The 13,456-nt window shown below is 49.0% G+C and carries 9 protein-coding genes and 1 pseudogene; 5 read left to right on the forward strand and 5 right to left on the reverse strand.

Translation table 11 applies throughout. The annotated features are described in order from the left end of the window. Nucleotides 1-63: 63 nt before the first annotated feature. The 4 genes and pseudogenes from PKOR_RS13580 to PKOR_RS13595 form a co-directional block, all read left to right on the forward strand. The gene (locus PKOR_RS13580) at nt 64-1,266 is read left to right on the forward strand and encodes a glycoside hydrolase family 2 TIM barrel-domain containing protein (RefSeq protein ID WP_052739136.1); all 1,203 of its coding nucleotides are present in this window, start codon (nt 64-66) and stop codon (nt 1,264-1,266) included. Between the two features lie 233 nt (nt 1,267-1,499). Then, on the forward strand, nt 1,500-2,255 hold the full coding sequence (locus PKOR_RS13585; protein ID WP_046311434.1) for a nucleotidyltransferase: 756 nt from the start codon (nt 1,500-1,502) through the stop codon (nt 2,253-2,255). A 3-nt stretch (nt 2,256-2,258) separates the two neighbouring features. Further along, a complete protein-coding gene (locus PKOR_RS13590) occupies nt 2,259-2,999 on the forward strand; it encodes a metallophosphoesterase family protein (RefSeq protein WP_046311435.1) in 741 nt (246 codons plus the stop codon). Between the two features lie 80 nt (nt 3,000-3,079). Beyond that, nucleotides 3,080-4,603 (forward strand): annotated as a pseudogene (locus PKOR_RS13595) (IS1182 family transposase); the annotation flags it as partial. 226 nt (nt 4,604-4,829) lie between these two features. Here the strand turns inward: PKOR_RS13595 and PKOR_RS13600 are convergent. From PKOR_RS13600 to PKOR_RS13620, 5 genes are all read right to left on the reverse strand, one after another. Further along, entirely contained in the window at nt 4,830-5,090 is a 261-nt protein-coding gene (locus PKOR_RS13600; protein ID WP_046311436.1) for an acyl carrier protein, read from the reverse strand. Between the two features lie 127 nt (nt 5,091-5,217). After that, complete coding sequence (locus PKOR_RS13605) at nt 5,218-8,397, reverse strand: efflux RND transporter permease subunit (RefSeq protein WP_046311437.1); 3,180 nt, start codon at nt 8,395-8,397, stop codon at nt 5,218-5,220. 36 nt (nt 8,398-8,433) lie between these two features. After that, a complete protein-coding gene (locus PKOR_RS13610; protein WP_046311438.1) occupies nt 8,434-9,486 on the reverse strand; it encodes an efflux RND transporter periplasmic adaptor subunit in 1,053 nt (350 codons plus the stop codon). Nucleotides 9,487-9,505: 19 nt separating this feature from the next. After that, entirely contained in the window at nt 9,506-10,828 is a 1,323-nt protein-coding gene (locus PKOR_RS13615) for a TolC family protein (RefSeq protein WP_235336369.1), read from the reverse strand. A gap of 104 nt (nt 10,829-10,932) precedes the next feature. After that, on the reverse strand, nt 10,933-11,397 hold the full coding sequence (locus PKOR_RS13620) for a GbsR/MarR family transcriptional regulator (protein WP_046311440.1): 465 nt from the start codon (nt 11,395-11,397) through the stop codon (nt 10,933-10,935). A 286-nt stretch (nt 11,398-11,683) separates the two neighbouring features. Here PKOR_RS13620 and glgP point away from each other — a divergent pair, with 286 nt between their 5' ends. Then, nucleotides 11,684-13,339 (forward strand): alpha-glucan family phosphorylase, encoded by a 1,656-nt coding sequence (gene glgP, locus PKOR_RS13625; protein ID WP_046311441.1) that lies wholly within the window; start codon nt 11,684-11,686, stop codon nt 13,337-13,339. Nucleotides 13,340-13,456: the final 117 nt, after the last annotated feature.

The raw sequence follows: 13,456 nt of genomic DNA on the forward strand, positions 1-13,456 counted from the left end.
TCCTGCAGCACCAGCCCCGATTTAGCGGATAAGTATAAACCTCGAGGCCGGAAAGTAGAAGTTGTGCAGAAAGGAGATTCGTTTAAGCTGATGCGGAATGGAAAGCCATACTTTATAAAAGGTGCAGCTGGCTATGAGTATTATGACCGCTTGAGCGCCTATGGTGGTAATTCTGTGCGGGTATGGCATACTGATAACGCTCAACAAGTACTGGATTCTGCTCAAAAGCATGGCCTAACGGTTACACTTGGGCTTTGGATGGCACGTGAGCGTGAAGGCTTTAACTACTATGACAAAGATCTGGTGGCAGCTCAGCGGGAGGAGCTTAAGAAGGTTGTGCTGAAGTATAAAGACCACCCTGCCTTGTTGATGTGGGGTATTGGCAACGAACTCTATGCCGAGGGCTCCAATGTAAAAGTATGGGATGCCGTGAATGGAATTGCAGCAATGATCCATGAGGTAGACCCTGACCATCCAACTACAACCACTGTTATGAACGTGCCGCACAAGGTGGTGAACCTGATCGTGAAGCGCGCGCCAGCCCTGGATATTCTATCCGTTAACTCTTTTGGTGCCATGCACAACCTGCCGCAGGAGCTGACTAAAACAGATTGGAAGGGACCTTACATTATCTCAGAGTTTGGAGCTCGTGGTTACTGGGAATCGTACTACACCTGGTGGATGGCGCCAATAGAGCAGACTAGTTCAGAGAAAGCAGAGTTTGCCCGCCAGCGTTATGAGCAGTCAGTGCTGGCAGATACGAACCGCTGCCTGGGCTCTTATGTATTTATGTGGGGAAACAAGCAGGAAACTACCCCCACCTGGTTTAGCCTGATAAACGAGCAGGGCGAGGAGACGGCCCTGGTGCAGGAAATGCGTCAACTTTGGGGAGATTCCACTCTGCGGAATAAAGCACCCTACATTGCCTACCTTAAGCTAAACAATAAGTTTGCCTTCGACCAAATCTACCTCAAACCTGATAAAACCTTTGAGGGTGCAGCCTTTGCTTTTGACCCTGACCAAGACTCCCTGCAAGTACAGTGGGAGGTGCTGCCAGAAGCCGAGCAGCTAGATGGAAACGCAGACAAACAGGCAAAACCTAAGCCTGTTTCTGAGGTTCTTGTAAACCAGGAAGGGGTCAAAGTATGGCTGCGAACACCAAAGCAGGAAGGAGCCTACCGTTTGTATATTTACCTGCGCGACGGGCAGAACAATCTTACCACAGCCAACATACCTTTTTATGTTACCAACCAGCCTTTAAAATAAGGGATGCTTGGTAAAGTGCAGTCCTTTATTTGTTATATCTAGAGCTGGGTTGCCATAGCCTTTCGTTAGGTGTTGTTTATAGCAAACTGGGCAACAAAGCAAGGCATAATTTAGTACAAGAATCCTACGCTGCTTTGGTTAACAACCTAAAATAGCTGCTGCCAAAGCAGCCTTACCTCAGCCAGCGACAGCCTTTAAAGCGGCTGTTTAGGTATATTATAGAAAACAAACAAATGGCTAAAGTAATAGAACTACAAGAAGGTATACACCGCCAGGCTGCCCACGATTTCTATCGTGAGGTGCTTGGTATTCTGGCGGAAAGTAACCTTGACTATATGGTGGGAGGAGGCTTTGCCCTGCGTCTCTACACCGACATTATCCGCGATACCAAAGACCTTGATATATTCTGTAAAGGAGGAGATACCCCGGCTATCCTGAAACTCTTTAAGGAGAATGGGTTTGAAACAGAATTAACCGATGCCCGCTGGCTGGCGAAGGCCATCAAAGGGGAGCAGTTCATGGATATCATCTTCAACAATCCTGGAAACCATTGCGCTGTAGACGACAGCTGGTTTGAACGCTCTACACCAAGTGAGTTATTGGGAATAAAGGTAAAGGTCATTCCGGCAGAAACGCTTATCTGGTCTAAGCTGTATGTGCAGAACAGGGAGCGCTACGATGGGGCTGATATAAACCATCTCATTTTGCGCTACGGCGACAAGCTGGATTGGAAATGGCTCTGGCAGCACATGGAAACACACTGGCAGCTCTTGCTGGCGCAGTTCCTTTCGTTTCAGTTTGTGTACCCGTCTGAGCGCGAAATCATACCCAAATGGCTGTTTGATGAGTTGTTTAGGAGGGCGCAGAATGAGCTGGAAATGCCACCACCAAAAGAAAAAATATGCCGAGGTCCACTAATCGACCAGACGCAGTATGCAATAGACATCACAGAATGGGACTTTAAAGTAGTTACCATCAGATCCGTTTAACTTATGGCTGACAAAAGGAAAAAGACCAAAATTGCGGCAGTAGGAGATATACATGTGCGGGAGACAGACCGCGGGAAATGGGAAGATTATTTTAAGAAAGTTTCGCAGGAGGCAGATGTATTGCTTTTATGCGGCGATTTAACCGATACAGGACGCACGGCTGAGGCAGAGGTGCTGGCTCAGGAGTTAAAGTCTTGTAGCATACCTGTAGTGGCAGTGCTCGGTAACCACGATTATGAGCGCGACCACCAAAAAGGCATCCGAAAAGCATTGATAAACGAGCACGTGCACGTACTGGACGGCGATAGCATTGTAATAGGAGACGTGGGCTTTGCAGGCGTAAAAGGCTTTGGCGGCGGGTTTGATAAAGGCATGCTTGGCATGTTTGGTGAACCCATGATCAAGAGCTTTGTGCAGGAGGCAGTGGATGAGGCCCTGAAGCTGGATGGTGCTCTTGCCCGTATCGACAGTGAGCATGTGGATGTAAAAAAGATAGCCGTGCTTCATTATTCGCCAATCCGGGCAACAGTAGTTGGGGAGCCAGAGCAGATTTTCCCGTTCCTGGGTTCATCCAGGTTGGCAGAGCCAATCAACAGGAGGGGAGTTATAGCAGCCTTTCATGGGCATGCCCACATCGGTACACTGGAAGGGGAGACCTCTAAGGGGGTAAAAGTCTTTAACGTATCGAAGCCAGTGCTTCAGAAGGAAGGATTTGATCCGCCTTTCTATATACTGGAAGTATAGTGCCTGTTAAAACAAAGGAGGGGCTGTCCAAAAAGGGCAGTCCCTTTTTCATTTATTCGCCTTTTGCTATTTTAGTAGGCATGAAAAGGCGCAACGTTGTTTTCAAGGAGCAGCCGGGCCACCAGGTGGTCCTGTTCCCCCAAAGCATCGGAGACCGCATCCCGGAAGGCCACCCGGTGCGGCTCGTGGACCGGGTGGTCGATGAGCTCAACATCGACCGCATCATAGCCACCTATAAAGGCGGGGGCACGAGCAGCTACCACCCACGGATGCTCTTGAAAGTGCTCTTCTACGCTTACCTGAACAACATCTATTCCTGCCGCCGCATTGCCCGGGCCCTGGAAGAGAACATCCACTTCATGTGGCTCTCGGGCGGCAGCACCCCCGACTTCCGCACCATCAATGACTTTAGAAGCCGTCGCCTCAAAAACCAGGTCCAGGAGCTCTTCGCCCAGGTGGTGCGCCTGATGCACCGGTTGGAGTATGTGAGCCTCGAGACCCAGTACGTGGACGGCACCAAGATAGAGGCAGCCGCCAATCGCTATACTTTCGTGTGGCGGGGCTCAGTGGAGAAGAACAAAGAAAAGCTGGAGCGGAAGATCCGCAGCGTGCTCTGTGACATCGGCCAGGCCATCAAAGAAGACAGGAAAGCGCCCCAGGAGCGGCTGCCCGAGAAGGTGGACGCCCACCGGCTCAAAGAGGAGATTCAAAAGCTCAACGAGCACGTGGCTGAGCTGGACAAGAAAGCCCGCAAGCAGGTGGCCAAACTGGAAAAAGAGCACCTGCCGCGACTACAAAAATACGAGGAGCAGTTAGAGAAGCTCGGTGACAGGAACAGCTATAGCAAAACAGACGAGGACGCCACCTTCATGCGGATGAAAGAAGACCACATGAAGAACGGGCAGCTGAAGCCGGCCTACAACGTGCAGATCAGCTCGGAGAACCAGCTGATCACCAACTTCTCTTTGCACCAGCGGCCGGGCGACACGGCCACCCTGATTGCCCACCTACAGCAGTTCCAGGAGCATTACCAGCAGCAGTCAAAAGAAGTGGTGGCCGACGCCGGCTACGGCTCGGAGCAGAACTACGCCTGGCTCGAGGATAAGCAGATCCAGGCCTATGTCAAGTACAACTACTTCCATCAAGAGCAGAAGCGCAAGTTCCGAAATGACATCTTCCATCCGCTTAACCTGTACTATAACCAGCAGGAGGACTTCTTCGTCTGCCCCATGGGCCAGCGGCTGGAGCAGGTGGGCCAGTACGAGCGTACATCTGACTTGGGTTATGTCTCGCAGGTGAGCCGCTACCAGGCCCGCCGGTGCGAGAGTTGCCCCTTAAGAGGGCAGTGCTTCAGGGGCAAGGGCAACAGAGTCATCGAGGTCAACCACCGGCTCCAGCGCCTGAAGGCAAAGGCCCGGGAGCTACTGTTGAGCGAGGAGGGGGTGCGCCACCGCAGGCAAAGGGCCATTGAGCCCGAGGCCGTGTTTGGGCAGGTCAAGAGCAACAACCGCTTCACCCGCTTTAGGTTGCGCACGCTGGCCAAAGCCGAGGTGGACTTTGGCCTGGCCGCTGTGGCCCATAACCTGCGCAAAGTAGCCCGAAAGGGAGTAAAAGCCTTCGAAGAGGCGCTGGAAAGGGCCGCCTCCGGCCTCTCTGGCGCGCTGAAACAGCCGACCGCGGCTCATGCTTGCTTGCTGGACCACTTTTCCGCCTTTTTCAGCCCGAGACGAGCCGTTCTCTACATGGCCGCCTGAAAAACAATAGCAACCGGATAAACGCAAAGAGGGCGCCCTTTTAGGACACCCTCTCCTTTGTTCGTTCTAACTCAGCCTAACTGGCTTGCTTTATACTTTGGGTATAAACATAGTTAACAAAATCATCCAGGGTATAAACCGGCACCTCATCAGGGATGGTAAGGTGAAAGGCCTTCTCCACTTTCAGGATTACGTCTACCACATCCACAATATCAAGACCTAGCTCAGTTAGATCTCTTACCTGGAGAAGGCGGTTTGGGTGGACTTTGGTTACCGAGCTGATGATGGTCACCACCTCGTTTTGTATGGCCTGTGTAGTTGTTTGTACAGTGTTCATATAAGAATGGATCTCTGTTTCTACAGCTATATAAATTTACGTAGGGTATGGCGGACAAAAAGATTGCGAAGACCAATAGCCTCCGCAATCTTACTACCAAAACTATTTATGATTTGAGAACATGGGATTAATAAGCATGGGCGTGGCCCATCTTTGACTCTTCCAGCTCGGCTGTCTCACGCTCCAGTTCTTCCATTGACTTGTCTTCCAACTCGATCACAGTCTTCTTATCCAAGCCAAACTTTGCCAGGATACGGTCAAAGCCGTAGTAGATAATCGGAACCACAATCAGGGTCAGGAACATAGATGAGCTCAGACCACCGATCAGCGCCCAGGCCAGACCGTTTTTAGTGGCTGCCACCGAACCACCTGCCAAGGCAATCGGTAACATACCAATCACCATCGCCAGAGTCGTCATCAGGATCGGACGGAAACGTATTCTTACCGCTTCTATCAAGGCATCTTTCACGTGTGCACCCTCAGCTTTCATGTTGTTGGTAAAGTCTACCACCATGATGGCGTTCTTCGCAACCAGACCAATCATCATGATGATACCCAGAATAGAGAAGATACTCAAAGACTGGGCAGCCAGCGCCAAGGCTAGCAAGGCACCGATGATCGCCAGAGGAATTGAGAATAGTACTACCAGCGGATACACGTACGAATCGTACAGTGCTACCATGATCAGATACACGAAGATGATAGAGGCAAGCAAGGCAATACCCAACGTACCGAAACCTTCGCTCTGGTTTTTCAGGTCACCACCAAACTCTACGCTTACACCGGCTGGCATATGCACATCAGACAACTTTTCCTGGATCTCAGCACCTACCGAACCAGACGGACGGCCAATTACCTGAGAGTTCACGTTAACAGAGGTTACACGGTTATAACGCTCCAGCTGCGAAGGACCAGTAGACTGGCGGATGTCTGCAAACTGTGCCAAACGTACCAGTTGCCCTGTGTTGTTAACAAAAGACAGGTTACCAATGTCCGTTACACTGCGGCGGTCAAACTCATCCAGGCGGATGTTGATATCATAGTCTTCAGTTCCTGAGCGGAAAGTAACGTCGGAGTTACCACTGAAGGCCAACTGCATACTTGCACCTACATTCTCCAGCGACAGGCCAACATTTGCCATCTTATCTCGGTCCACTACTACTTCAATCTCTGGGTTACCACCTTCAACAGATGTTTCCACGTCTACAGTACCGGATACACCCTCTGTAATTTGCATTACCTTCTGTGAGAAAGCCATTACGGAGTCAAGGTTTGAACCAGAGATTATGATCTGGATCGGAGCCTGTGCATTACCTACCAGACCAACAGGTACCGGAGTTACTTCTACATCAGGCAGCTTGCTTTCAATATCGGCCTTAGCCTGACGGCTGAACTGGTTGGTGCTGAAGCTACGTTGTTTCACATCTACCAGCGTAACCGACACATCTGCTTTGTAAGCGGTGTTCTGACCAGCTTGCGCAGAAGTTGTGGTACCTACTGTGGTAAACACTTTCTCCACTTCAGGAATGCCCTGCAGGTATTCTTCTACCTGTCTTGTAGCAAAGTTTGTTTGCTCTACGGTAGCGTTCTTAGGCAACTCCAACTGCAGACTCACCTCACCACGGTCACCGGCAGGTATAAACTCTGAACCGATAAAGCCAAACGGCACCAGCATGAAAGAGGCAACCAGCATCAGGACAGTTGCTGCCAGCGTGATAAACTTGTGGTTAAAGGCCCACTTCAAGGCAGCTGTAAAGCCGTCGATGATACGATCCAGGAAACGCTCGAATGACAGGATAAACCGGCCAAAGATGTTCTTATCTGAAACGTGCTCCAGACGAGAGAAGCGGCTAGCTAGCAATGGTATTAAGGTAAAGGCAACGAAGAGGGAGATCATAGTTGCTACCGCTACTACCACGGCAAACTGACGCAGGATGTCCGAAACCAGACCGCTTGAAAGGGCGATTGGAATAAATACCACCACGATTACAAGTGTGATGGAAGTTACTGTCGCCATGATCTCACGGATACCGTCATAAGCAGCCTGAGCTGGCTTTTTACCCATCTCCATGTGGCGGTGAATGTTCTCAATCACCACAATCGCGTCGTCCACCAGGATACCAACCACCAGCGAAAGTGCCAGCAAAGACATCAGGTTAAGCGAGTAACCCAGCAGGTACATGGCAATAAAAGTTGCCACCAGGGAAGCCGGAATTGAGATCATTACAATGACTGCGTTGCGCAGGGAGTGCAGGAACAGCAGCATCACCACCGCCACAAGTATAACCGCAATCACTAAGTCGTGCATTACCGAATCGGCAGCCTCCAGCGTAAAGTCGGAAGAGTCGTTGGCGATGTTGAAAGTAAGTCCTTCAGCAGCGTATGTTTGCTCCAGTCTGGCAAGCGCTTCTTTTGTAAGCCGGCTTACTTCCACGGCGTTAGCATCAGACTGCTTCTGGATAGTGATACCTACTGAAGGGTTAGCGTTAACGCGAGTTAATACTTCAACATCCTTCTGTGTGTCCTGTACTTCTGCTACGTCAGCAAGGCGCACAATGCCGTTCTGGTCTTCGCGGATAATCAAGTTACGCAACTGGTCCAGCGACTGGAACTTACCAGCCAAACGAATCTGTGTCTGGCCACTTTCCTGCTTGATTTTACCAGTAGGGAAGTCAAGGTTTGAGTTGCGGATCTTCTGCTGCACCTGCAAGATGGATAGGTTATAAGCTTCCAGCTTGTTGGCATCAATGTTCACCTTGATCTCGCGCTCCTGACCACCCAAAACTTTGATGGCAGCCATACCTGGTACTCGCGACAGCTCCGGCTTGATCTTTTTGTCGATCAGGTCATAGAACTCAGTAGCCGACATGTTGGCCGTAGCACCCATCTTAATAATCGGCAGGTCATCGAAGTCGAACTTGTTCAGCGTTGGTGACTCTGCATCTTCTGGCAGCTTAGACAGGATGGTGTTGATCTTACGCTGCGCATCCTGTAAGCTCAGGTCCACATCAGTGCCCTGGTTCAGCTGAATGGAGATGATGGAAAAGCTCTCGAGCGAGGTACTTTTCATTTCCTTCACGTTCTCCAGCGATGACAGTGCGTCTTCTATCTCTTTTGTTACAGAGTTCTCTACCTCATTAGGCGAGGCACCGGGATAGATAGTACTGATAGTAAGTACCGGTGGGCTGAACTTGGGTAACAGCTCATAGTTAAGCGATTGGTAGCTGACAACCCCGAGTAGGGTGAGGACGGTAAATACCACCACCACCAGGGTTGATCGCTGTATCGATAATTTGGTTATGTTCATTTCTTAGTTTTCTCTTTAAAAGAAGTATTTTAGGTCTTACAGTACAGACACTTTTATGCCTTCACGCAGGTTGATCTGACCGCTTTTTACTACTTTCTCGTTTGGCTGCACACCTTCCAGAATCTCAACCTTATCCTGTGTTACAGTACCCACTCTTACCTTGCGCAGCTTTGCTTTTCCATCTTTCACCACATACACACTTGGGTTCTGGATGCTACCTACAATGGCTTCGCGTGGTAACAGCTGTGCATCGCGCTGATCAGCTACTTCGAAGTAAGCAGTACCATACATACCTGCTCTCAAGTTGTTGTTGGCTGCATTCTGTACTTCCACTTCCACGTCAAACTTCAGGGTTGGATCGGCTTGCGCAGCAATGGCAGTAACAACACCTTCGTACTCCTGACCTGAGCCTGCATCTGCTTTCACCTTAACTTTATCGCCTTTGCTGATCAGCAGCACTTCGCTTTCAGAGGCTTTTACTTTCAGCTTCAGTTTGTCCACGTTCACGATATCGTACAGCTTTGTACCCATATTCAGGAAAGAACCAACCTCTACATAGATCTCGTTTATCTCGCCGCTAATAGGGGCAGTGATGCGTGTTTTGTTCAGGCGCTGACGGGCGGCTACTAGTTGTGCTTGTGTAGACTTTGCGGCTAAGCGAGCCTCTTCCAGCTGTCTTTTAGTGATGGCATCACCTTCAGCCAGGTTCTCAAAGCGCTCCAGGTCTCTTTTGGCTTTCTCAGCATTAGCTTGCGCTGTAGCCAGGTCAGCAGCCATGGTATTGCTTTCTACCTGCAACAGTAGCTCACCGGCTCTAACTTTTTCGCCTTTGCGTTTTAGCACGTTTGTGATTTGCCCCTGCGTCTCTGACAGAAGTGTCAGGCTCTGAATTGGTGCAAAATTTCCTTGTGCGGTAAAGGACTTGTCCAGCTTGGCAGTTTTGACTTCTGTTACTGCTACCGGAATGGCATCGCTCTTTATTTCAGCCACTGCTGCGTTCGCTGCCATTTGCTCTTTATTGCTCATCAGCTTGTAGCCAATAGCACCCAAAGCAACAAGCACAACCAGGATATAAATTACTTTCTTCATCTTCTGTTAAGTGTATGTCTTATTTGTTTAGTGTTTCTAGCTCACCTCTAGCTTTCAGGTAGTTCAGCTGGGCGATTTTATACTTTAGTTTCTCGTTGTTCAGGTTTGTCTTAGCCTCACGAAGACTAACTTCTGCATCCAGCAGGTCGGTCAGCGGTGAAATACCTTCTTTATAGCGATCGTTGGTGGTGTTGTACACCTCTTGCGCCAGGTCCACATTCTTCTCCTGCACTGAGATGGAAGTTTGGCTGTTCTGCAACTGGGCATAGGCATTGGTCAGTTCCACAGCTGTGTTTGTCTCCAGTTTGCTTAGGTCTTCGTCGATCTTTTTCATCTCCAGCTGACCCTGCTTTACCTGAGCATCTTTTTTGAAGCCGTCGAAGATCGGGATGTTTATTTGCAGGCCAACAACTGATGTTTTGAACCACGGAACACTAGAAGAGAAAAGCTCATCGCGCTGGGTGTTGTATCCGTACTGGCCATAAGCTGACAGCGTAGGGTAGTAGCCAGCCTGAATGTTCTTGATGCTATAGCTCTGCAGCTGCTTTTGTGTATTCAAAAGCTCGTATTGAGCTTTCTGCGCAACAGCTTGTTCTGCGGTAATAGCTTCAGTAACCGTCATGTCCAGCTCGTCGGAGGCATCACTCAAGGCAATGTCCTGGTCCAGCGGCATGTTCATGAAGAACTTCAGTACATTTTTCTGCTGCTCAAACGTTGTGGTTAAAGTCTGCAGCTGGTTTTGAAGGTTTGTAGTGTTCACCTTTACGCGGTTTAGCTCTACTTTCGGCACCAGGTCGTTTTTATACTGCAGTTGCATAATACGCTCAAGCTCAGCAAGCCTGTCAAGGTTAGCTTGCAGGTTCTCAAACTGCTGCTTTGTCTGCAACGTCTGGTAATATGCTGTTCCGATGTTGTAGATCAGGTCCTCCTGAGCCATTTCTGTTCTGATGCGGTAAAGGTCCTGCGTTGTTTTAGCAGCCTTAAGGCCAACAAAGTAAGATTGGTTAAAGAGCAGCTGCGTCAGGCGCACATTACCGCTAGCATTGTAGTCTTTACCAAACCGCACCGGAATATCTTGTCCAGGTTGGCCAGCTAAGGCACCAGGCAGGATCTGTGTTGGCAGGGCAGGGTAGTAGTCTACACCACCGGTAGCGTTTAGCTGCGGCAGTCCCTGGCTTCTGGCCTCACGGATCTGCTGCGTGCCAATTTGCTCGTCATAGGCAGCTTTTCTTACGTCCTGGTTATTGCCCAGAGCGTACTCAATACACTCCTCCAGAGTCAGCTCTTTTAAACCAGTAGCTGCTGGCTCCTGGGCAAAGGCCGGACGCATTATCAGCGCCATTGCTCCTATTAAAAAATACTTTTTAATCACGGTATTTTGGATTTATGTTGTTTTATTTGTTATGGTTAGTTCTGAATTTTGAGAACTATAAAGGGTAAAAATTTTTACTTTTTCTGTGCCTCCCAGCGCTTAAGCAGCTGTGGCAATTCGCTGTGAAGGTACTTTAGGAAATCTGCCAGCTCCAGCAGGTTGCGGTTATAGCCCGGCGTTTCCTTTGTTCGTTCATTCACCACTTCATGCAAGGTTTTAGAAAATTCCGTTATAGAATCAATCTCATGCAGAACCAGTTCTCGCCATCTGTCTAGCTTTAGGCGGAAATAGCGCTTTCGGTCACCGTTATATGTAATATACTCCAACCGGTTTAGGTGTTGCAACAAGCTTAGCGCATTGCTAGTAGCGCTTTTGCTAATGTTAAGCGTCTCCCGTATCTCGTCAAAAGTTAGTTCAGGCTTATCAGACACATAAAGCAAGCCAATGATTCGGCCAGCAACAGGCTGCATCCCGGTTTTCTCCTGGAATATGCCTATCCGCTCAATCAATGTCTGCTGTTTTTCTGTTAAGTTTATCATTTGTTCTCCTTCTTTGTATTAAGAACATCACAAAGGTATAACATAGTTCTGTTAGTTCCTAATTTTGAGAACTTAATTACTTATTTTCTTAGTGTCGCCTGCAAATGCAGCTCCGCCTTCATTCTAGGGCCATGTTACTGCTTTTTTCTATCATTTTGATAGATAGTAATCTATAAATTAAAACCTGCGTAGGAGGTTAGGGTATATCAGTATTTCCAGGCTTTAGGTTTTGCGTAAAGCTTATCCGGACTAGTACTTTTAGTATAACCATAAAAGAACAGCTAACATGGCTTCACAATATAATAGATGGTACCACCCCTACGATATCAATGAGCAGTATAAAAAACGTGTAGCATACTTCTGTATGGAGTATGGAATAGACCAGGCACTGAAAGTATACTCTGGAGGCCTGGGCTTTCTGGCAGGCTCGCATATGCGCAGTGCCTATGAATTAAGACAGAATATGATCGGTATTGGTATGCTATGGAAGTATGGTTACTACGATCAGGAGCGCAATGAGGACCAGACAATGCGGCCACACTTCCAGCAGAAGTTTTATTCTTTTCTGGAGGATTCCGGCATTACCGTTCGGGTACTGGTTAATGAGCACCCGGTGCTGGTGAAGGCTATGGTGCTGAAGCCTGAGATTTTTGGCACAGTGCCTATGTACTTCCTGACTACCGATATACCAGACAACGATCACTTGGCCCGGACCATAACGCACCGCCTTTATGACCCAGAGCCTCAGGCCCGCATAGCCCAGAGTATAGTGTTGGGTGTGGGCGGAGCTAAAGTGGTAGAAGCATTGGGAGGTGCAGAAATATACCATATGAACGAGGGGCATGCCCTTCCGCTGGCGTTTAAGCTTTTCGAAGAATACGGTAAGCTGGATGAAGTACGTAAGCGCCTTGTATTTACCACGCATACGCCTGAGAAAGCTGGTAATGAGCAGCACGATATATTTCTGCTGCACAGAATGAGTTTCTTTAATGGCATTCCGCTGGATGAGGTGCGGGAGCTGACAGGTATGCATGGACAGATGTTCGACCATACCCTGGCGGCACTAAGGCTCGCTAAAATTGCCAATGGAGTATCGCAGCTGCACGGCGAGGTGGCCCGGGATATGTGGTACGACAATGAGGGCGTCTGCGAGATCAAGGCTATCACCAATGCGCAGAACTTTAACTTCTGGGCCGATGAGGAGCTGTGGCAAGCTATGGAGCGTGATGATAATGAGACCTTAGCTAACCGGAAAGAAGAGCTGAAGCGGCAGTTGTTTAAAGAGGTGGCTAACCAGGCTGGTAAGTTGTTTAGGCCAGATGTACTTACGGTAGTATGGGCTCGCCGATTTGCTGCTTACAAACGAGCAGACCTACTGGTGCGTGATATACAGCGATTTGTCGATTTTATTAGCAACAAAGAAATGCCTGTTCAGGTAATTTGGGCAGGAAAACCATATCCGTTCGATTTTGGGGCTATTAACGTGTTTAATAGGCTTGTGAAACTGTCACAGCAATTGGATAACGTAGCTGTGCTAACAGGCTATGAGATAGAGCTTTCGCGGAAGCTGAAACAGGGTTGTGATGTGTGGCTGAATACGCCTCGGCGCCCACGAGAGGCCTCTGGTACCAGCGGCATGACAGCTGCTATGAACGGAGGTGTAAACGTATCGGTGCAGGATGGTTGGCTGCCGGAGTACGCCCGTAATGGTGAAAACAGCTTTGTGCTCCCGGTGGCAGACGTAAGCAAGCCGAACGAAGCCCAGGATGATGAGGACTACAACAACCTGATGCGCATGTTTGAGAAAGAGATCGTGCCGGTATACTATCACAATCGTGAACGCTGGTGCTACATCATGAAGCAAAGTATGCGCGATGTAGTACCTCATTTCGAGTCAAACCGCATGGCTCACCAGTATTATGAGCAGCTGTTTAATGTTTAATTATATCAAAGCACGCCGGGCAAAACATCAGGTAAAACCCTGTATGTGCAAAAGAAGAGGGCCGTTCACATTAAACGGCCCTCTTCTTATAAGTTATGTAACTGATCCAGGGAGTTG

Source organism: Pontibacter korlensis, assembly GCF_000973725.1.
Classification (GTDB): Bacteria; Bacteroidota; Bacteroidia; order Cytophagales; family Hymenobacteraceae; genus Pontibacter; species Pontibacter korlensis.